The 19,536-nt window shown below is 67.0% G+C and carries 18 protein-coding genes; 6 read left to right on the top strand and 12 right to left on the bottom strand.

Going from position 1 to position 19,536, the window contains the following annotated elements; genetic code table 11:
* Positions 1-157 precede the first annotated feature (157 nt).
* The 3 genes from ASE61_RS01880 to ASE61_RS01870 all read left to right on the top strand — a co-directional run bounded on the left by ASE61_RS01880 (position 158) and on the right by ASE61_RS01870 (position 4,756).
* On the top strand, positions 158-1,867 hold the full coding sequence (locus tag ASE61_RS01880; protein ID WP_061964098.1) for an ATP-binding protein: 1,710 nt from the start codon (positions 158-160) through the stop codon (positions 1,865-1,867).
* Between the two features lie 102 nt (positions 1,868-1,969).
* On the top strand, positions 1,970-2,359 hold the full coding sequence (gene rpoZ, locus ASE61_RS01875; protein WP_061964096.1) for a DNA-directed RNA polymerase subunit omega: 390 nt from the start codon (positions 1,970-1,972) through the stop codon (positions 2,357-2,359).
* 186 nt (positions 2,360-2,545) lie between these two features.
* Positions 2,546-4,756 (top strand): RelA/SpoT family protein, encoded by a 2,211-nt coding sequence (locus ASE61_RS01870; RefSeq protein WP_061965483.1) that lies wholly within the window; start codon positions 2,546-2,548, stop codon positions 4,754-4,756.
* A 48-nt stretch (positions 4,757-4,804) separates the two neighbouring features.
* Here ASE61_RS01870 and ASE61_RS01865 read toward each other — a convergent pair whose 3' ends face one another.
* Positions 4,805-5,644 (bottom strand): LysR family transcriptional regulator, encoded by an 840-nt coding sequence (locus ASE61_RS01865; protein WP_061964094.1) that lies wholly within the window; start codon positions 5,642-5,644, stop codon positions 4,805-4,807.
* A gap of 112 nt (positions 5,645-5,756) precedes the next feature.
* Here ASE61_RS01865 and ASE61_RS01860 point away from each other — a divergent pair, with 112 nt between their 5' ends.
* The 3 genes from ASE61_RS01860 to parC all read left to right on the top strand — a co-directional run bounded on the left by ASE61_RS01860 (position 5,757) and on the right by parC (position 9,324).
* Complete coding sequence (locus ASE61_RS01860; RefSeq protein WP_061964092.1) at positions 5,757-6,140, top strand: tautomerase family protein; 384 nt, start codon at positions 5,757-5,759, stop codon at positions 6,138-6,140.
* Between the two features lie 54 nt (positions 6,141-6,194).
* On the top strand, positions 6,195-6,956 hold the full coding sequence (gene recO / locus ASE61_RS01855) for a DNA repair protein RecO (protein WP_061964090.1): 762 nt from the start codon (positions 6,195-6,197) through the stop codon (positions 6,954-6,956).
* 121 nt (positions 6,957-7,077) lie between these two features.
* Positions 7,078-9,324, top strand: coding sequence for a DNA topoisomerase IV subunit A (gene parC, locus ASE61_RS01850; RefSeq protein WP_061964088.1), 2,247 nt, complete (start codon positions 7,078-7,080; stop codon positions 9,322-9,324).
* A 157-nt stretch (positions 9,325-9,481) separates the two neighbouring features.
* On the opposite strand, the gene ASE61_RS01845 is transcribed toward parC, so the two are convergent.
* From ASE61_RS01845 to ASE61_RS01795, 11 genes are all read right to left on the bottom strand, one after another.
* Positions 9,482-10,081: an outer membrane protein gene (locus ASE61_RS01845; RefSeq protein WP_061964086.1), complete on the bottom strand. Its 600-nt coding sequence runs from the start codon at positions 10,079-10,081 to the stop codon at positions 9,482-9,484.
* A 91-nt stretch (positions 10,082-10,172) separates the two neighbouring features.
* Positions 10,173-11,195: a DUF2336 domain-containing protein gene (locus ASE61_RS01840; RefSeq protein WP_061964084.1), complete on the bottom strand. Its 1,023-nt coding sequence runs from the start codon at positions 11,193-11,195 to the stop codon at positions 10,173-10,175.
* Positions 11,196-11,349: 154 nt separating this feature from the next.
* Positions 11,350-12,711, bottom strand: a complete 1,362-nt coding sequence (locus ASE61_RS01835; RefSeq protein ID WP_061964082.1) for a PepSY-associated TM helix domain-containing protein — start codon at positions 12,709-12,711, stop codon at positions 11,350-11,352.
* 35 nt (positions 12,712-12,746) lie between these two features.
* Complete coding sequence (locus ASE61_RS01830) at positions 12,747-13,115, bottom strand: hypothetical protein (protein WP_061964080.1); 369 nt, start codon at positions 13,113-13,115, stop codon at positions 12,747-12,749.
* Between the two features lie 82 nt (positions 13,116-13,197).
* Positions 13,198-14,394 (bottom strand): UxaA family hydrolase, encoded by a 1,197-nt coding sequence (locus tag ASE61_RS01825; protein ID WP_061964072.1) that lies wholly within the window; start codon positions 14,392-14,394, stop codon positions 13,198-13,200.
* Positions 14,391-14,705 carry a UxaA family hydrolase gene (locus ASE61_RS01820; RefSeq protein WP_061964070.1) on the bottom strand — a complete coding sequence of 105 codons (315 nt, stop codon included), beginning with the start codon at positions 14,703-14,705 and terminating at the stop codon, positions 14,391-14,393. Before ASE61_RS01820 ends, ASE61_RS01825 begins: the two co-directional genes overlap by 4 nt.
* 30 nt (positions 14,706-14,735) lie before the next feature.
* Positions 14,736-15,383, bottom strand: coding sequence for an RraA family protein (locus ASE61_RS01815; protein WP_061965481.1), 648 nt, complete (start codon positions 15,381-15,383; stop codon positions 14,736-14,738).
* A 112-nt stretch (positions 15,384-15,495) separates the two neighbouring features.
* Positions 15,496-16,260, bottom strand: coding sequence for an arginyltransferase (locus ASE61_RS01810; RefSeq protein ID WP_061964068.1), 765 nt, complete (start codon positions 16,258-16,260; stop codon positions 15,496-15,498).
* 114 nt (positions 16,261-16,374) lie between these two features.
* Positions 16,375-16,848: an RDD family protein gene (locus ASE61_RS01805; RefSeq protein WP_061964065.1), complete on the bottom strand. Its 474-nt coding sequence runs from the start codon at positions 16,846-16,848 to the stop codon at positions 16,375-16,377.
* 58 nt (positions 16,849-16,906) lie between these two features.
* Complete coding sequence (locus tag ASE61_RS01800) at positions 16,907-18,151, bottom strand: threonine ammonia-lyase (protein ID WP_061964063.1); 1,245 nt, start codon at positions 18,149-18,151, stop codon at positions 16,907-16,909.
* A 42-nt stretch (positions 18,152-18,193) separates the two neighbouring features.
* Positions 18,194-19,534, bottom strand: a complete 1,341-nt coding sequence (locus ASE61_RS01795) for a branched-chain amino acid ABC transporter permease (protein ID WP_061964062.1) — start codon at positions 19,532-19,534, stop codon at positions 18,194-18,196.
* Between the last annotated feature and the right edge of the window lie 2 nt (positions 19,535-19,536).

Raw genomic sequence — 19,536 nt, 5'->3', positions numbered from 1 at the left:
GCAGGGATTGTGATGCCGGGCTCACGAATTGTGATCGGTCCGAAAGCGTGCCGAACCATTACCATTCGATGAAGCGGAATAAACGCTCCGCGTGAAGGTAATCGTAACCGGAACTCCGTAACGTCGACATCCGACATTGCAGAATTCAATCGGGCCGATGCAACTCCCACTGAAGAACGCGACTTTCCACACGGATGTTCAGCCGGACAGGCGCGATGGCCATCAGCCGCCGGATCGGGCGCTCGGCCGCGTCATCGCTTGCGACGGCTCGCGTGCCACGATCCTCAGCGCGGTCTCGACCGGCAACTGGCTGGCGACCGATGCCTGGGCCATCGGCCGTATGGTGTCGATCAACCTGGGTTCGAGCCGCATCGTCGCGCTGGTCTACAAGCTGCAGGCCGTCGACGACGCCTGGAACGAGGCGGAGGAGAACCCGATCCGGGTCGAGGTGGAGTTTCTTGGCGAGGTCTTGGAAAGCGCCGAGGGCCGGCTGCGTTTCCAGAGCGGCATCAGCAACTTTCCGCCCATCGGCGCGATCGCCCATCGCATCCGCTCCGGCGATCTGGCGCTCGTGCACGACCTCGGCGACCGCGCCGGCGTCGAGATCGGCCATGTCACGCAGGACGCGAGCATCCCTGCGACCGTCAGCGTCCAGGACATGCTCTCGCGCCATTTCGCCCTGGTCGGGACGACCGGCGTCGGCAAGTCGAGCGCGGTTGCGCTGCTGCTGCGCCGTGCCGTCTCGGTGCGGCCGCGCCTGCGCGTGCTGATCCTCGATCCGCACAACGAATATTCCAGCGCCTTTCCCGACCTCGCCCTGACCATCGACGGCGAAAGCCTCGATCTGCCATTCTGGATGTTCAAGCAGGATGAGCTGGCCGATGTCGTGTTTCGGGCGCGCGCCGCCCTCGACGACGAGCCGGACATCTTGCGCGAGGTCGTCTCGGCCGCGCGGGCGCGTTACCGCATGCCCAATGCGCAGGATAGGGCGCGCGATCTCGGCTCGAGCCTGTTGAAGCGTCCGCTGGATCTCGGCATCGCGCGCCAGTCGGTCGATACACCGCAGGTCGGGCCTGTCGATGCGGTCACCCCCTATCGGCTGAAGGACGTCTTCACGGTCATCGACGAGCTGATCGGCCTGCACGAGCAGCGCTGGCCCCGCGCGGCCCTGCGTTCGCTCAAGGTGCGGCTGGAATCGCTGCATGCCGATCCGCGCTACCGCTTCATGTTCGGGCGGGCGAACATGTACGAGACCGTCGCGCCGATCCTGGCCCAGATCTTCCGCATCCCGATGCATGGCCGGCCGATCACGGCGTTCCAGCTCGGCGGCTTGCCGGGCGAGGTCGTCAATGCAGTGGCCTCGGTGCTGTCGCGCCTGGCCTTCGATCTCGCCACCGCCAGTCAGGGCGCCTGCGAGATCCTGGTGCTGTGCGAGGAGGCGCATCGCTATGTCCCCTCGGACCCTTCGCTCGGCTTCTCCCCGACGCGCCAGGCCCTTGCCCGCATCGCCAAGGAAGGCCGCAAATACGGCGCCTATCTCGGTATCGTGACGCAGCGCCCCGGCGAGCTCGACCCGACCATCCTGTCGCAATGCTCGACCATCTTCGCGATGCGGCTGGCCAACGAGCGCGACCAGCAGATCATCCGCTCGGCGATCTCCGACGCCTCCGCCAGCACGATCAATTTCCTGTCCTCGATCGGCAATCGCGAGGCGATCGCCTTCGGCGAGGGCGTCGCCACCACGATGCGGATGCGCTTCGCCGAGCTCAAGCCGCACGAGCTGCCGGCGATGGGCGCGCGCGGCGGCGAGGTCACGAGCCGGTTCGAACCGACGCTGGACGACATGGTGCGCCGCATGGGCTCCTGACACGGTGCCGGCGGCGAGTGAAATTCTTGCATCGCTGTGGCTTTGCCTGTAAGGCCGTGCTCAATCCATTCCCTGCATCGCTGAGATCGGAAGAAGCCGGCCATGGCTCGCGTTACCGTTGAAGACTGCATCGACAAGGTCGAGAACCGCTTCGAGCTGGTGCTGCTCGCCAGCCATCGCGCGCGGATGATCCAGTCGGGCTCGTCGATCCTCGTCACCCGCGACAACGACAAGAATCCCGTCGTTGCACTGCGCGAGATCGCCGACGAGAAGCTCAAGCCCGAGGATCTGAAGGAAGACCTGATCCACTCGCTGCAGAAGCATGTCGAGGTCGATGAGCCGGAGCTGGAGACCGTTCCGCTGCTCGCCAGCCCGACCAGCGCTGCGACGCCCGACAGCGAAGTCCAGTTCGACCGGATGAGCGAAGAAGACCTTCTGCGTGGCCTCGACGGCCTCGTGCCGCCGACCGAGAGCGCCGACGACGAGGACTGATCCTCGGTCAGGAAATCCGGTGCGCTGATCGAATGTGAATCGATTGTTCACCGGTTCCCGCTAAAGCCCGGCAGTGCCGGGCTTTTTTCATGGCCCCCTTCCGGAAAACGCCTTGCTGCCGCCAATGCCTGTGCAAATAATAATGTGTTGCAATGATCGCAGGATGAGGCTGGGGCCCGCATGGGCATGATGCGGCAATACGAGCTCGTTGACCGGGTCAGGAGCTACAATCCGAATACCGACGAGGACCTGCTCAACCGGGCCTATGTCTATGCCATGCGCGCGCATGGCACGCAGAAGCGCGCCTCCGGCGATCCGTTCTTCGCGCATCCCCTCGAAGTCGCGGCGATCCTGACCGATCTCAAGCTCGATGACGCCACCATCGTCGCCGCCGTCCTGCACGATACGGTCGAGGATACGGCCGCGACGCTGGAAGAGATCGAGACCATGTTCGGGCCGGATATCCGCCGGCTGGTCGACGGCCTCACCAAGATCAAGAAGCTCGACCTCGTCTCGAAGAAGGCGGCGCAGGGCGAGAATTTCCGCAAGCTGCTGCTCGCCATCGTCGACGATATCCGCGTCCTGCTGGTCAAGCTCGCCGACCGCCTGCACAACATGCGGACCCTGCATTTCGTCCCGCCCGAGAAGCGCCTGCGCATCGCCGAGGAGACGATCGAGATCTACGCCCCGCTCGCCGGGCGGATGGGCATGCAGGAACTGCGCGAGGAGCTGGAGGAACTCTCCTTCCGCCACATCAAGCCCGAGGCCCATGCCACCGTGACCAAGCGGCTGGAGGAGGTGACCGTGCGGGAGGGCAAGGTCATCGGCGAGATCGAGGAGGACCTGAAGGGCAAGCTCGCCGCCAGCGGCATCCGGGCCGAGGTCTTCGGGCGCCGCAAGCGGCCCTATTCGATCTGGAAGAAGATGGAGCGGAAATCCGTCTCCTTCGAGCAGCTCTCCGACATCTTCGGCTTCCGCGTCATCGTCGCGAAGCCGGAGGATTGCTACCGCGTGCTCGGCATCGTCCACATGACCTGGCCGATGGTGCCGGGCCGCTACAAGGACTACATCTCGACGCCCAAGCAGAACGACTACCGCTCGATCCATACGACCGTCGTCGGCCCCGGCCATAGCCGCGTCGAATTGCAGATCCGCACCGACAACATGGACCGCATCGCCGAATACGGCATCGCCGCGCATGCCCACTACAAGGATGGCCGGGCCGGCGAGCCGATCAGCCTGGCTGACGAGAGCCGGGCCTATCAATGGCTGCGCCGCACCGTCGACCTGCTGGCCGAGGGCGACAGCCCGGAAGAGTTCCTCGAACACACCAAGCTCGAGCTCTTCCACGACCAGGTCTTCTGCTTCACGCCGAAGGGGCGGCTCATCGCTCTGCCGCGCGGCGCGACGCCGATCGACTTCGCCTATGCTGTCCATACCGATGTCGGCAACGGCGCCGTCGGCGCCAAGATCAATGGCCGCATCGCCCCGCTGCTGACCGAGTTGCAGAACGGCGACGAGGTCGAGATCACCCGCGCCGACGGGCAGGCCCCTCCGGCCGCCTGGGAATCGCTCGTCGTCACCGGCAAGGCCCGTGCCGCCATCCGCCGTGCCACCCGCACCGCGGTCCGCCGCCAATATGCCGGCCTCGGCCGCCAGATTCTCGAACGCGCCTTCTCGCGCGCCGAGCGCGCCTTCTCGGACGACAAGCTCAAGGCGGCGCTGAAGCGCCTCGCCCGCAACACCGTGGACGACGTGCTGGCAGCAGTCGGGCGCGGCGAGATGTATTCGGGCGACGTGGTCAAGGCGGTCTACCCGGATCTCGAACCGGAGAAGCGTGTCTCGACTGAGGGCAAGCCGGGCGCCGCTGCCGATGGCAAGGGCTGGTTCGAATTGCGCAAGGGCGAGAACCTCAAGTTCAAACTGCCGGGCGAGGAGCCGGACACTGCCATCCCGATTCGCGGTCTCGGCGGCGACCTGCCGGTGCGCTTCGCGCCGCAGGGCGGGGCCGTGCCGGGCGATCGCATCGTCGGCATCCTGACGCCGGGCGAGGGGGTGACGATCTATCCGATCCAGTCGCCGGCGCTCGCCGCCTTCGACAACGAGCCCGATCGCTGGCTCGATGTCCGCTGGGACCTGGACGACAAGGCGCCGCAGCGCTTTCCGGCCCGCATCGCCCTGAAGTCGATCAACGAGCCCGGCTCGCTCGCCCAGATCACCACGACGATCGCGGAGCATGACGGCAACATCGACTCCGTTTCGATGAACCGGCCGAACCCGGACTTCACCGACGTCACCATCGACCTCACGGTCTGGGACCTGAAGCACCTCTCGGCGATCATCAGCGAGTTGCGCGAGAAGCGTGTGATCAGCCGCGTCGAGCGCGTGGTCGGGTAGGGCCAAAGTCCAGCCGTCATGCTCGGGCTTGACCCGAGCATGACGGGTTTATCCCCGGAACGCCGCCGCCAGCTCGCGCACGAAGGCGCTCGCGCGTGGCGTCGCGACATTGCTTCTGAGCACGACCTGCGACCCGCCGAGCGACGGCAGGCCCCATGCGGGCCCGACATCCACGCTGCCCACCGGCGCGATCCGCGCGGCCAGCGGCGAGACGCCGAGCCCGACCTGAACGGCCGCCGCGACCGCCGCCATGCCGCCGCCGACGAAGGCCTCGCGCCAGGCGATGCCGGCGCGATCGAGCGTATCCATGCTGTGCCGGCGCAGGCGGCATTCGGCGACGAGACTGACGAGCGGCACCGGCGCGTCGGCTTGCCTTACGAGATCGGGTGCCGCGAACCAGCCGACGGCATCATCGCGCAGGACCTCTCCGGTGCGGCCCGGCCCAAGCCGGCGGACGACCACGACATCGAGTTCGCCCCGCTCGAACGCCTCCTCCAGAGCCCGTGACGGCTCGATCCTGAGATTGATCACGATGCCGGGATCATGGGCGGCCAGGCGCGCCAGCACCGCCGGAACCTCGGCACCAACAGCCTGTTCGCTGATGCCGACCGCAATATGCTCCGGCGCCACCGTGAAGGCCGAGAGCGCCTTGCCATGCGCCGCCAGCAAGTCGCGCGCGGCAGGCAGGAAGCGCTCGCCCTCGGCCGTCAGGCGGACGAGCCGGGGATGACGCTGCAGCAGCAAACGGCCGAGCCCGTCTTCCAGCCGTTTCACGCGCGTGCTGATCAGCGACTGCGTCGTGCCGAGCGCCTCAGCGGCGCGGGTGAAGCTTTTCAATTCGGCCGCGCGCAGGAAGGAGGCGACGGCGTCGATATCCAGTGAAGTCATACATCATGATACCATATCATTGATATAGAGATAGATGTGGTTTTCAGATCATGGGAGCTGGCCTAGGGTTGCCTTCGAAAGGCGCTGTCGCGTCTCGACAAGGAAACGAGCCATGCCCCTGATCCGGATTTCCATGCGCCGTGGCCGCCCGGCCTCCGAGCCCGCCGCCATCGTCGACGGCGTCTACAAGGCGCTGCGCGAGACCTTCGAGGTTCCCGAGAAGGACCTCTTCGCCATCATCCACCAGCACGACGCCGACGAGTTCGTCTTCGACGCCAACTATTTCGGCTTCAACCGCAGCGAGAGCTTGGTGATCATTCAGCTCACCGTCGCCAATACCCGCGGCGTGACGCAGAAGAAGAAGCTCTATGCGGCTATCGCCGCGAACCTCGCCCGCGAACCGGGCCTCAGGCCCGACGACGTCTTCATCAACCTCGTCGAGGTCAAGCGCGAGGACTGGTCCTTCGGCGGCGGCATCGCGCAATACGTAGCCTGAAGGCGCTGCGCCCGCGGTTCCCTCCGAAGCGCTCCTGCCCTAAATCCTGTCCTCATGGAATGGACCGACGAGGGCACGATCATCGGCCTCAAGGCTCATGGCGAGAGCGCCGTGATCCTGGAGGCGATGACGCGCGGGCACGGCCGCCATCTCGGCCTGGTCAGGGGCGGGCGCTCGGCCAAGGCGCAAGCCTCGCTCCAGCCAGGCAACCATGTCTCGCTGACCTGGCGCGCCCGGCTCGACGAGCATCTCGGCGAATACAGGGTCGAGCTCCTGACCTCTCACGCTGCCCGCCTGATCGCCGCGCCGGTCGCGCTCTACGGCCTCGGCACGATCGCCGGCCTGCTGCGCCTCCTGCCGGAGCGCGATCCGCATCCCGGCCTCCATGAAGGGCTCTCCGTTCTCGTCGCTCATCTCGACGAGGCGGAGATGGCACCGGCCCTGGTCATCCGCTTCGAACTGGCGATGCTCACCGAACTCGGCTTCGGGCTCGATCTGGCGCGCTGCGCCGTCACTGGCTCGCCTGACGATCTCAGCCATGTCTCGCCGAAATCCGGCAAGGCCGTCAGCCGGCGGGCAGCGCAACCCTATCTCGATCGCCTGTTGAAGCTGCCGGCGTTCCTCGTCGAGGGGCAGGGCGGGCGCCGCCCTTCGCCGGCCGATATCCTCGCGGGCTTCGCCCTGACCGGCTTCTTCCTGCGCCGCCACATCCTGGATCCGCGCGGCCTGCGCGAGCCTCCGGAGCGGGCGCGGCTGGTCGAATTGGCGACGCGCGCTGCGGCGAATTCGCCCTCGGCCGAATCATCCACCGACTAAGCGCGAAATAGCGGCTTCCGCGTTTGCGCGGGCCGCTTCGTACCTGCATTGTTCTGGCGGGGCGACTCGCGCTGTGCCATAGAGACCGCGCGAAATACGACGAGACGAGGGCTGACGCAGCATGGGCAAACCGGTCGATCCGCCGCCGGAAGATGAAGCCGAGCGCATCGATCTGAAATCGGCGCTCGAAGAGCGCTATCTCGCCTATGCGCTCTCCACCATCATGCACCGCGCCCTGCCGGATGCGCGCGACGGCCTGAAGCCGGTCCACCGTCGCATCCTGCATGCGATGCGGCTGCTCCGGCTCGACCCCGGCCAGGTCCACAAGAAATGCGCCCGCATCGTCGGCGACGTCATCGGCAAGTTCCATCCGCATGGCGACCAGTCGGTCTACGACGCGCTGGTGCGTCTCGCCCAGGATTTCGCCCAGCGCTATCCGCTCGTCGACGGGCAGGGCAATTTCGGCAATATCGACGGCGATAACGCCGCCGCTTACCGCTACACCGAAGCGCGCATGACCGAGGTCGCGCGCCTGCTCCTCGAGGGCATCGACGAGGACGCGGTCGATTTCCGCGAGACCTATAATGGCGAGGATGAGGAGCCGGTCGTGCTGCCGGCCGCCTTCCCGAATCTGCTCGCCAACGGCTCGCAGGGCATCGCGGTCGGCATGGCGACGTCGATCCCGCCGCACAACGCGGCCGAGCTCTGCGACGCCGCGCTCTACCTGATCCAGCATCCGGAAACCTCTTCCGAACAGCTCATGACCTTCGTCCCCGGCCCGGATTTCCCGACCGGCGGTATCATCGTCGAGACCCGCGCCTCGATGGCGGAGACCTACCGCACGGGCCGCGGCGCCTTCCGCACCCGCGCCCGCTGGGTGAAGGAGGATCTCGACCGTGGTGCCTGGCAGGTCGTCGTCACCGAGATCCCCTACATGGTCTCGAAGGGCCGGCTGATCGAGAAGATCGCCGAACTGCTCAACGACAAGAAGCTGCCGCTGGTCGCCGACCTGCGCGACGAGTCCGCCGAAGACATCCGCATCGTCATCGAGCCGCGCGCCCGCAATGTCGATCCCAACCTGATGATGGAATCGCTGTTCCGGCTCTCCGAGCTCGAAGCGCGTATTTCGATGAACATGAACGTGCTGACCGGTGGGCTGGTGCCGCGCGTGCTCGGCCTTGCCGAGGCGCTGCGTGCCTGGCTCGACCATCGCCGCGAGGTGCTGCAGCGGCGCTCACGCTTCCGGCTCGGCCAGATCGACAAGCGCCTCGAAATCCTGCGCGGCCTGCTGATCGTCTATCTCGACCTCGACCGGGTGATCAAAATCATCCGCGAGGAGGACGAGCCGAAGATCGAGCTGATGCGGTATTTCGAGCTCACGGAAGTGCAGGCCAACGCGATCCTCGATACGCGGCTGCGCGCCTTGCGCAAGCTCGAGGAGATGCAGCTCAAGACGGAGCTCGACGAATTGACCAAGGAGAAGGAGCAGGTCGAAGGCCTGCTCGCCTCCGAGGCGACGCAGTGGAAGACGATCGCCTGGGATATCCGGCAGGTGAAGAAGACTTTCGGCCCGGAAACGGCGATCGGCAAGCGCCGCACCGATTTCGCGGACATGCCGGACACCACCGATATCGACCTGACCCAGGCCATGGTCGAACGCGAGCCGATCACGGTCGTGATCTCGAAGAAGGGCTGGATCAGGGCGCTGAAGGGCCATGTCCAGGACCGCTCCAGCTTCTCCTTCAAGGGCGACGACGCGCTCCAGACGGCCTTCTTCACCGAGACCACGGCGAAGGTGCTGGTGCTGGCCTCGAACGGCAAGGTCTTCACGCTGGATGCCTCCAAGCTCCCCGGCGGGCGCGGCTTCGGCGATCCGATCCGCCTGATGATCGAACTGGAGGAGACGGCCGAGATCGTCTCTGCCTTCCCGTACAAGCCGGGCTCGAAGCTGCTGATGGTCACGAGCGAGGGCAGGGGCTTCGTCGCGCCGGCCGACGATGTCGTCGCCAATACCCGTAAAGGGCGGCAGGTGCTCAATGTCGATGGCAAGACGGTCGCGGTGCTGGCGGTGCCGGCCGATGGCGACCATGTCGCGATCATCGGCGAGAACCGCAAACTGCTCTGCTTCCCGATCTCGGAAGTCGCGGAGATGGGCCGCGGCAAGGGCGTGCGCCTGCAGCGCTACAAGGATGGCGGCCTCTCCGACGCGAAGACCTTCAACCTTGCCGAGGGGCTGACTTGGCTCGACACTTCCGGCCGGACCTGGACGGTGACGCAGGCCGACCTGCTGGAATGGCTTGGCCACCGCGCCGAAGCCGGCCGCCTGCCGCCCAAGGGCTTCCCGAAGAGCAATACGTTCGGGGGATGAGGGAGAGGCGCCCGCGTCATGCTCGGGCTTGACCCGAGCATCTCGGAAACCAGCGCACTCCCGGCACGAGATTCTCGGGTCAAGCCTGAGAACGACACCAGATCAAAAGCTTATGCGGGAAAGCGGAATCAATCCCGTAACCGCCTGAATCAAATCCTCAGCGGATCGCCTCGCCGACGACGCCGACTTCGAGACCCATCGTGATCTTGTCGGTGACGGCCCAGAGCACGCCGGCGCGCGCCTCGGGCCGCACGGCGATGCTGCTGCGGCTGAAGGGCGAGGAGAAATTGGTGGGGCCGAAGCGCCAGGTCTCGTTGGCCGCGCTCATGCCGACCGTGGTGTAGAGCATGACGTCAGGCGTCACCAGGACGCCGGCCTTGACCTTGAAGGCGCCGGCGAGGTCGCGCGTATAGGCGGCATTGCCGAAGCTCGGATAGCCGTAGCCGCCCATGGCCGGCATGTAGTCGATCGCGCCGGCGATGCCATAGACGAAATTGCCTTCCCGCCGCATCGTCCCGGCCTCAAGCCCGATCGTCGGCCCGGCGCTGGTGCGCATGTGCTTGCCGCTGGTGACCTGGAAGCCCGAGGAGATTCGGGCATAGGACCCCTCCCATTTCGGCGAGAGGCTGGGCTGGTCCCAGGCGAAGGAGGGCAGCGGCGCGAAGCCGGAGAGAGGCAGGAGCGCCTGCGCCTCAGCCGATGCGCCCGCTCCCAGCAAGGCGGCGAGCGTCGCGGCGGAAAGAAGCGGAAATCTCACGTCGAAAGCGTCCTCGCGACAGCGTGCCCCGTTGGAAGCTAGCATGGAGCGGGGCGAATGTCGCGGTTTTGTGGCCGGGCCCGACCGCGGCTCAGGCGATCTTGGTCCTGAGCTTGAGGAAGCGCAGGGTGCGTTCCGCTGTCGCGAGGTCGAGCTTGTCATAGGCGTCGACATCGTCGTCGACGTCGCGGGAGGAGAAATAGAGCCGCCGTGCCCGCAATTGCAGGATGGCGCGGAACGCGGTAGCGCCGATGCCGAGCGAGCGGCAGGCGACGGCGATGCCGCTGGAATCCCGCTGCATCAGCACGCGCAGCGCCTGTTCGATCGAGATGCCGCCGATTTCCGCGAGCACCTGCGAGAGGTGATAGGCGCGATCCTCGTCCGCCAGCATGGTGAGCACGTCGTCGACTTCGCGCACCTTGGCGGCGAGGTCGGAGAGCAGGAGCTTGACCTCGAGGCGTTGCTGGCGGGCCTGCCGGGCGAGCGAGACATTCGCGTCCGAGGCAGGCGCCGCGCCGCCGCCGTCAGAGAATTGCTCGACGATCCGCAATACGCGCTGGGCCCGGTTCGGCGCGAGATCGGAACGGCGGGCGAGCGCGTCGGTAATGGCGGCGTCGCCCTCGCCGCGTTCGAGCAGCCGGTCGAAGCCGCGATCGGAAAAGGCCGCGCCTTCGTTGGCGCTGACGGTGTGCAGCACCTTCTGGTCGCCGCGCTCGACCAGGATGTCGGTGACGCCCTCGGACAGGCGCGCACGCTCGGCGATGGCGACGAGGTGTTGCTGCGACTGGGTAACCGCGATAGCGGCGAGGTCGGTATCGGTCAGGACCGGGGAAAGCGACAGCACCAGCCGCGCGACCTCGGCATTGCTGTCGCCGCCGAGCGTGACGGCGACGTTATGCGGCAGGGTCGGCATGGTGGCGACGCGGTCGGCATAGCCCTTGCGATCCTCGTCGCCGAGATGGCCGAGCGAGCCCGTCGCGATCTCCCCGTAATGCTCCTTCGCGGCCTCGTTGGGGTCGTGGTCGAGCAGGAACAGGTCCGTGACGGCATGGAGAAGCTGCCGGCGCGAATCCGACGACATGTCCGCCGGCATCCGGGTCAGGTTACGCAGCATGATGGCTCCCACGGCAAAGCAGTGGCAGCACTCTGCGCAGGTCCGGCTTGATTTACTCTTAAGGCGACAACGCTCTTTATCTGAACAACGGGGCGATGGTGCCCCGTTGTTCAGACCGTGGAGGCCTGCCGCTCGGAGAGGCAGGCACCTTCATTTATACACCTATAGATTGCATTTTTCTTACCAAGATACCGTCGACCGCGACCATGACGATGAGCGACAGCCCCACCAGCGGAAAGACGAGCCCACCGATGGCGAGCAGTGCGACGACCCCCCGCAGCGTCGCCTTCTCCGCTGGCAGCGGCGGCACGCCGAGCGACCCTTGCGGGCGCCGCTTCCACCACATCACCAGCGCGGAGACGCAGAGCAGGACGATAGCCAGGCAGGCAGCCAGCAACACGAGCTGGTTCGCCAGCCCGAATTCCTGGCCCATATGCACGTTGATGCCCCATTCCAGCGCTTTGCCGAGTGGGCCGTAATCGGCATAGCTCATGTCGATCAGAGGCTTGCCGCTATACTGGTCGAGATGGATGACGCGCTGGAGCGCCATGTCCTTCGGGTAGACCGAGCCGGTATAGACGCCGCCCGGACCGCCCGGGAGATTGACGGCATAGCCGCGGGTCAGGCCCAGGCGGTCGAAGGCCGCGACGGCGGCGTCGAGGCCGATCGGTTCGCCCCCTGCAACCTGCGATACCGGCAGTTTGGCCTGCTCCAGCGACCATGTGGTCGGTGCGACATGGGCGAGATGCTCGTCCGACATCGGCAGGGCAACGCGGACACCGGCCGGATAGCCGAAATTATGGCCGTTGGCCCATTGGTTGACCTTGTTGCCCCACAGTACCGACCAGGGCATGCCGGTGATCGCCAGGAACAGGATGAAGCCGCCCGCGACGAGCCCGGTCACGGCATGGAGATCGCGCCAGAACACGCGCTGGCGCGGCTTGCCCCTGACCGTGACCACGCCGCCGCTCTGCTTGCGCGGCCACCACAGATAGAGGCCGGTCAGCACGAGCAGGATCGCCCAGCCGCCGGCGATCTCGATCGCCCCGTTCGCGACCGGCCCGAAATAGGCGAGGCTGTGGATCTGCCGGATCACCCACATCACCGTGCCCTTTTCCGGAATCTGGCCGAGAACGCGGGCATCGTAGGGATCGACATAGACGACCATCCGCGTCCCGCCCGCGTCGCGGATGGTGACCTCGGCGGAGGCGGTCGCGCTTTCCGGCGGGGTATATTTCACGGCCTGGCCGGGGAAGGCCTTCACCGCTTGCGTCACGATTTCGCTGGGCGGCCGCTCGCCCGTCATGCGGGCCTCGATCTGTTTGACGTCGCGATGGATCAGGCCGTCGATCTCGGCCTTGAACAGGTAGAGCCCGCCAGTCACGGCCAGCAGGATGAGGAAGGGGAGGGTGATCAGGCCGGCATAGAAATGCCAGCGCCAGACGGCGCGATAGACGGATGCGACTGGTCGGCCCGCGCGTTCGGGCGCGGCCGTCGCCGTTGAGACGATTGTCATGGATAAATCCTGGTCTGAGCTGAAGGGGGAGGGCTTCAGACCGGGAGAGGGGGAGCGCGGGCACCGAGCGGATAGCCCGGCGCAGGCGGCGCCGAGACTTGCTCGGACGGCAGGTGGCGGGCGAATGCGACGGCGGGCCGGCGCGCCACGAAGACAGCGGCCGGAGATGGCGGCGGCAAGGCGATTGCCGCTGACAGGCACAGCGTCGCGCAGCAATCCGGCAGCTTCGCGCCGCCGCTATCGGAAGCCGGGTCGAACGGGGCCGTCTGGCCGGGCGCGCAGAGCGGATGCAGGAGGCCGGGCGAAGGCTGCGCCGACAAGCCGGCCGCAAGCGCGACCAGCGTCGTCTGCAGCACGAGGACATAGACGGCGACGAGCGCGATCGCGCTCCTCCGCCAGTTCATCCGTCCCGTCGCTCCCGTCATAGAACGACGCTTACCCAATCCGCGCGAGTGGCGGAAGCGGGCGCTGTGACGCGCCTTCGACTTAAGCCGGCAGGCAGGCCGGGCCGAGCGGCTCGAAGCTCTTGTAGGTCAGGATGAACTCCTGATGGCCCAGTTCTTCCGATTTGGTCCGGCCGCCCTGGCCGAGCGAGACGACGAGATCGCGGATCTCGGTGCCTACCTCGTCGAGCCCGGCGCGGCCTTCGAGGATGCGCCCGGCATCGACATCCATGTCCTCGGACATCCGGCGATAGGTCTCGGGATTGGCGCAGATTTTTACCACCGGCGAGATCGCCGAGCCGACGACCGAGCCGCGCCCCGTCACGAACAGTACGCAATGCGCCCCGCAGGCGATCAGTTCGGCGATCTCGGCATTGTCATTGATATTGGGGAAGCCGAAGCGGACCTCGCCATCCGGCACGACATCGAGCAGATAGAGCCCGCCATGCGGCGGCACGTCGCCGGGCTTGATCAGGCCGGAGATCGGCGAAGCCCCGGACTTGGCATAGGCGCCCATCGATTTCTCCTCGATGGTCGAGAGCCCGCCCTCGGCATTGCCGGCGGCGAAGGAGCCGTATCCCAGCGTCGCGTAATAGCGCGCCGCCTTGGCCACGGATTTCTCCAGCTCGGCGCCGAGTTCGGGCGTGATCGCGCGTGCCGCCATGATGTGCTCGCAGCCGATCAGCTCGCCGGTTTCCTCGAAGATGCAGGCGGCGCCTTCCGCGATGAGCTGGTCGAAGGCGCGTCCGGCGGCCGGATTGCCGGTGATGCCGGAGGTGCCGTCCGAGCCGCCGCAGACCGTGCCGACCACGAGCTCGGAGACCGCCATCGGCACCGTCTCCTGCGCGTCGAGCAGGGCGCGTTGTTCCTCGACCCAGGCGCGGCCTTCGCGGATCGAGGCGCGGGTGCCGCCGGTGCCCTGGATGATGATGGTCTTCACCGGCCGCCCGCTGGCGCGCACGGCCCGCTCCAGTGCGTATTTGTTGAAGCTCTCGCAGCCGAGCGAGACGAGCAGCACGGCGCCGACATTCGGATGGGTGCAGAGCTGCTCCATCATCCGCTCGGCATAAGGGTTCGGGTAACAGCCGGGAAAGCCGATGGCGTGGACGCCTTCCTCGCGCCAGGGCAGGGTGATCTCGCGGGCGACATGGTGGGCGCATTCGACGAGATAGGCGACCGCGACGGTGTTGCGGATGCCCTTGCGCCCGTCGGACCGGAGATAGCCGCGCATCGTGCTCATGCCGAGGCTCCCGCCTTGCGTTCGTCTTCGAGATGATAAGTCGGCGTGTAGTCGCTGCGCATGTTGTGGACGTGGACATGCGCGGCCGGCGCGATCGCCTCGGTCGCGACGCCGATCGGCGCGCCGTATTTCAGGATCTTCTCGCCGACGGCGATGGCACGGCGGGCGATTTTATGGGCAAGCGCGATGTCGCGGTCGAGCGCGGCCGGGCCGGCGCCGGTCTCGACGCTCTCGCCGGCTTTCAGCCGAACCCGCGCGACGAGGACATTGTCGCGCGGATCGAGCAGGATGAGGCGCGGATCGTGGGTCATGGTGAGCCGCCCTTCGAAGGAGGGATCGCGTCAGAACTTGCCGTATTGCAGATAGGCCTTCTGCGGATCGGTGCCGGCGAGGATCGCAGTGCGGACCTTGTTCTCGGCCGAGATCGCCGTCTCCGACTTGTCCAGCACCTCCTCGATGATCTCGACGGGAATGCGGACGACGCCGTCGCGGTCGGCGAGGATGTAGTCGCCCGGCCGAATCCAGACCTCGCCGATCTTGATCGGCTCGTCGACCGCCTTGGGCAGCCAGGCGCCGACGATGTCGCGCGGCGTATAGGCCTTGAAATAGGCCTGGAAGCCCATCTCGACCATGAATTCGGTATCGCGCGAGAGCCCGTCGATGACGCAGCCGCGCACGCCCTTGTTCTTCAGCGTCTCGGCCGAGAGCTCGCCCATCAGCGCGATCTCGTTGGTGTTCGGCTGGCAGACCCAGACATGGCCGGGCTTGGCGGCCGAGAGCAGGCCGGTCCAGCCCAGTAGCGTCTCATGCGCATCGAACTCGCCGGTCTTGCCCTCGACCGTGAAGGCGGGGCCAGCGAGCTTCTGGCCGGGCAGGAGCGGGCGCAGTTCCGGCGGCAGGACGAAGTCCTTCAGGCCCATCGCCCGCATCGTGTCGTGGATGATGCCGGTATAGCAGCGTTCCAGCCTGTCGGTCAGTTCCTGGCTCATCATTCCTCCGGTTCGGCCCCTGTCGCGCGGATCTGCTGCCGGGCCGCTAGAGATAGAGTGTCGGGAGGAGCGAGGCGCGGCAAGCGCGTTTTCCGCGCGTCGCGAATGCGTTTCAATCGGTTGAATCGTGGCGCTCGACGCGCTCCCAGCCCTGCGGCATCAGGCGCTCCTGCGGCAGGAAGCGCGATTTGTAGGCCATCTTGGGCGAGCCCTCGACCCAGTAGCCGAGATAGACGTAGGGCAGGCCGAGCCGGCGCGCCCGGGCGATATGGTCGAGCACCATGAAGGTGCCGAGCGAGCGCAGCTCCAGACCGGGGTCATAGACCGAATAAACCATCGAGAGCCCGTCGCTGAGCGTATCGGTCAGGGCCATCGCGAAGAGATCGCCTTCGCCGCGTCCGGTGAAGCCGGAATCGGGCCCGCGGCGGCGGTATTCGATCAGGCTGGTCTCGACATGGCTGTCCTCGACCATCATCGCGAAATCGAGCGCCGACATCGTTGCCATGCCGCCATCGGGATGGCGCTCGTCGAGATAGGAGCGGAACAGGGAATAGTGCTCGGAGCGCGGTCGCGGCGGCAGGGCCTCGCCGATCAGGTCGCTGTTGCGTGCAAGCACGCGGCGGAAACTACGCGACAGGCGGAAATCGTCGACGCAGACCCTGACCGAGACGCAAGCCCGGCAGATTTCGCAGGCCGGCCGGTAGGCAATGCTCTGCGAGCGCCGGAAGCCGCCTTGCGAGAGCACGTCGTTGAGCTCGCGCGCCTGCGAGCCGACGAGGTGCGTAAACACCTTCCGCTCCTCGCGCCCCGGCAGATAGGGGCACGCGGTCGGCGAGGTCAGGTAGAATTGCGGGGCATCCCGCAATGGGCGCGTCACGTCGGCTGGCTCCCCGGAAGCTTCCACCTTCAATGTAGCATCGGCCGCACCGGCAACAAGCGCGGCGCGGCCGATCGGGAAGCGGTTCTCGGCTTTTTGATCTGGCTCAACCGGTCAGGAGCGCACGACGACCAGTCCGGTCAGCAGGTCGTGGCCCATGCGCCGGTCCGCGCGGGCGAAGCCGCAGGCGACGTCGACGAGCCAGAGCAGGAAGGTGCCGGCCGCGACATAGAACAGCAGCGCATGCACGGCAGCGGCGAGCCCGTCGGGGCGTCCGCCGGAAGCGGTCTCGACCCGCAAGCCCGCGATGCGCATGCCCCAGGTCGACTGCTTGCGCCCGCCGATCGTCAGCGCGGCATAGCCGAGCGCGGTCGCGACGGTGGCGATCGGAATCAGCAGCCAGGTCGCGCCGAAGGTGACGATGCCGAGCGCGAACAGCAGGAAGAAGACCAGCCAGCCCAGAAAGAACAACGCGACGATGTCGACGAGCCAGGCGAACAGTCGCGAGCCAAGAACGCCGCTGACGTTCTGGTAGGGACGCGGCTCCAGCGCCGTGATCGGCGGCTGGCCATAACGGGTATCGCTCATCGGGATTTCGATCCTCCATCGGCGCGCGGGAAATTGGCGCCCGGGAGATAATGTTTGATCAACGGGCCGGTTCCGCAAGACCGCGCGGCAGAATCCGCCGTGGTGCGAAGCCGTTTTTGGCGAGCGCATCCTCGATCGCGCGCGAATGCGCTGCCCCGCGCGTCTCCACCGTGACGTCGAGTGAGACGCCCTTGGCGGGCACGTCGAGGAAGAGGCGGCCATGGCTGACCTCGAGGATATTGGCGCCTTCCTCGCCGAGCAGGCTCGCAATCCGGCCGAGCAGGCCCGGCCGGTCGCTGGTGGTCAGGCGGAAGGCGACGATGCGGTCCTCGCGCTCCAGCTCGCGCACCATGATCGCTGCGAGCAGGCGCGTGTCGATATTGCCGCCGGTGAGCACGAGTCCGACCTTGCGGCCGGCATAGCGCTCCGGTTCCTTGAGCATCGCGGCGAGGCCCGCCGCGCCCGCCCCCTCGGCCAGGCTGTGCTGAAGGCTCGCATAGGCATTGACGGCGCGCTCGATCAGGTCCTCGCCGACGAGGACGATGTCGCCGACGAGGCTCGATATCACCGGCAGGGCGAGCTGGCCGACCGTCTTGACCGCGATGCCTTCGGCCAGTGTCGGCCCGCCGATCGGCTTGTCCTGCGCCTGCACGGCGTTGAAGAAGGACGGGTAGAGCGCGGCTTCGACGCCGATCAGTTCGATGCCCGGCTTGATCGCCTTGGCTGCGATCGCGTTGCCGGCCATCAACCCGCCGCCGCCGAGCGGGATGACCAGCACGTCGAGATCAGGCTCGTCGGCGAGCATCTCGCGCGCGATCGTCCCTTGCCCCGCCATCACCGCCGCGTCGTCATAAGGGTGGACGAAGGTGAGCTGCTCGCTGCCTGCGAGCTCGTGAGCCTTGTCGGCGCATTCGTAGAGGGTCTCGCCATGCAGCACGACGCGGGCACCATGGGCGCGGGTATTCTCGACCTTCACCAGCGGCGTCGTCTCCGGCATCACGATCGTCGCAGGCGTGCCGAAGCGTCTGGCGTGGTAGGCGACGGCCTGGGCATGGTTGCCGGCCGACATCGCGATGACGCCCCGCGCCCGCTCGGCCTCGCTCAGCGAAAGCAGCTTGTTGACCGCGCCGCGCTCCTTGAAGGAGGCGGTCGCCTGCATGTTCTCGTGCTTCACCAGTACGGTCGCGCCGGTGAGCTCCGACAGGCGCGGCGCCGGCACCAGCGGCGTGCGCAGCACATGCCCCGCGATCCGGCCGGCGGCTGCGTCGATATCCTCAGGGGTGATCGCGAAGCTCTCGCTCATGCTCGGGTCTCGATTCCGGTCGACGCAGGTGGAGAACAGGCCTCACACCCGTCGCGGCGTCAATTCGCCATCGCCGAAAAAGCCGCCGGGGCGCCAGATCAGCACGATGGCAAGCAGGCAATAGACGGCAAGGTCGCGCTGCTCGATCGGCAGAGTCGCCGACCAGACCGCCTCGAAGGCGGCGATGCAGAGGCCGCCGAGCGCCGCCCCGCTGACCGAGCCGATGCCGCCGAGGATTGCCGCGACGAGCGCCTTCAGCCCGAGCGAGAAGCCGCCGGCGAAGCCCATGCCGCCATAGATCGCGGTGACGATGACACCGGCGATGCCGCAGGCCGCGCAGGCGATGATGACGGCGACGTCATGGACGGCGCGGGCATCGACGCCGAAGAGCGCGGCGGTCTTCGCATCGTCCGATACCGCCCGCCAGGCCCGGCCATAGGCCGTACGCCGGATCAGCAGGACGACGCCGAGCGTGGCACCAAGGCCGATGGCGGCAAGTGCCAGCGCGAGCGGATTCAGCGTGACCACGAAATCGCCGGCATGCGCCAGCGCGATCGGCGTGTTGAACACCGGCGGCAGCCAGCGCAGTTCAGGCCCCTGCGCCAGCCGGAGATATTCGGACATCGCGATGGCGAGCCCGATCGTGGCGATCAGCATCTGCTGGCCGGTGGCGCGTTCGAGATGACGCAGCACGAAGCGGCCCATGGCAAAGCCGTGCAGGGCGCAGACAGCGATCGCGACGGTGAAGGCGACGACAAGGCCCGAGATGGGCGTCGAGATCGCAAGCGAGAGCAATAGCGCGACCCCGACGACGGAGGCGAGCGCGCCGAGCGCAGCGAATTCGCCGAAGCTCAGGATGATCCGCCCGGTCAGGCCGTAGACAAGCGCATAGGCCGCCGCGAGCATGCCGTAGATCGCGGCAGAGGGCAGGGCGCTCAGGCCTTGCTGCAGGCCGTAGGCGAGGCCGGCCGGGATCGCCGGCAGCGTCTCGGCAGCGGGTTCGGCCGGGTCCGGCGGCGGCGAGGCCCGATCCTCCAGATAGAAGCGTCGCAGCAGGTAGAAGCTCGCATCGGCCATCGGCCGTCCATCGGAAGCGATGCCGACAAGCGCGCCGCGGCTCGGCCCGCTGCCCTCGCCGGCGAAGAGGCAGTCGATGCTCCGGTGGCGCGAGAGGCCGTCGCCGAGCTCGACCCGGTAGAACAGCCGCAGCGCCCGCGGCACCGGACCGTTGGTGGTCCGTTCGATCTCGATACGGGCGTTCGGCGGATTGAGCGGGGGGATCGCCTGCCGGCAGAGCCGCATCTGGTCGGTATCGAAATCGCTGCCGCAGCCCGCGAGGGCGAGCGTGACGACGGCCAGAATCGACAGGAGGAGCGGGCGCATGC

This window comes from Allobosea sp. Root670 (assembly GCF_001429415.1).
In the GTDB taxonomy this organism is placed as follows: domain Bacteria; phylum Pseudomonadota; class Alphaproteobacteria; order Rhizobiales; family Beijerinckiaceae; genus Allobosea; species Allobosea robiniae.
The sequence above is the reverse complement of the archived record's forward strand: the minus strand, read 5'-3'. Positions and strand labels throughout refer to the sequence as shown.

What these genes read in the sequence shown, in the direction of transcription:
- ASE61_RS01825 (WP_061964072.1), bottom strand. Translation starts at nt 14,394, where the DNA reads ATGAGCACGATGCGCGGCTATCTCCGGTCCGACGGGCGCAAGGGCATC.
- ASE61_RS01795 (WP_061964062.1), bottom strand. Translation starts at nt 19,534, where the DNA reads ATGCGCCCGCTCCTCCTGTCGATTCTGGCCGTCGTCACGCTCGCCCTC.
- ASE61_RS01800 (WP_061964063.1), bottom strand. Translation starts at nt 18,151, where the DNA reads ATGAGCGAGAGCTTCGCGATCACCCCTGAGGATATCGACGCAGCCGCC.
- rpoZ (WP_061964096.1), top strand. Translation starts at nt 1,970, where the DNA reads ATGGCTCGCGTTACCGTTGAAGACTGCATCGACAAGGTCGAGAACCGC.
- ASE61_RS01880 (WP_061964098.1), top strand. Translation starts at nt 158, where the DNA reads ATGCAACTCCCACTGAAGAACGCGACTTTCCACACGGATGTTCAGCCG.
- ASE61_RS01820 (WP_061964070.1), bottom strand. Translation starts at nt 14,705, where the DNA reads ATGACCCACGATCCGCGCCTCATCCTGCTCGATCCGCGCGACAATGTC.
- parC (WP_061964088.1), top strand. Translation starts at nt 7,078, where the DNA reads ATGGGCAAACCGGTCGATCCGCCGCCGGAAGATGAAGCCGAGCGCATC.
- ASE61_RS01805 (WP_061964065.1), bottom strand. Translation starts at nt 16,848, where the DNA reads ATGAGCGATACCCGTTATGGCCAGCCGCCGATCACGGCGCTGGAGCCG.
- ASE61_RS01870 (WP_061965483.1), top strand. Translation starts at nt 2,546, where the DNA reads ATGATGCGGCAATACGAGCTCGTTGACCGGGTCAGGAGCTACAATCCG.
- ASE61_RS01865 (WP_061964094.1), bottom strand. Translation starts at nt 5,644, where the DNA reads ATGACTTCACTGGATATCGACGCCGTCGCCTCCTTCCTGCGCGCGGCC.
- ASE61_RS01835 (WP_061964082.1), bottom strand. Translation starts at nt 12,711, where the DNA reads ATGACAATCGTCTCAACGGCGACGGCCGCGCCCGAACGCGCGGGCCGA.
- ASE61_RS01860 (WP_061964092.1), top strand. Translation starts at nt 5,757, where the DNA reads ATGCCCCTGATCCGGATTTCCATGCGCCGTGGCCGCCCGGCCTCCGAG.
- ASE61_RS01840 (WP_061964084.1), bottom strand. Translation starts at nt 11,195, where the DNA reads ATGCTGCGTAACCTGACCCGGATGCCGGCGGACATGTCGTCGGATTCG.
- ASE61_RS01830 (WP_061964080.1), bottom strand. Translation starts at nt 13,115, where the DNA reads ATGAACTGGCGGAGGAGCGCGATCGCGCTCGTCGCCGTCTATGTCCTC.
- recO (WP_061964090.1), top strand. Translation starts at nt 6,195, where the DNA reads ATGGAATGGACCGACGAGGGCACGATCATCGGCCTCAAGGCTCATGGC.
- ASE61_RS01815 (WP_061965481.1), bottom strand. Translation starts at nt 15,383, where the DNA reads ATGAGCCAGGAACTGACCGACAGGCTGGAACGCTGCTATACCGGCATC.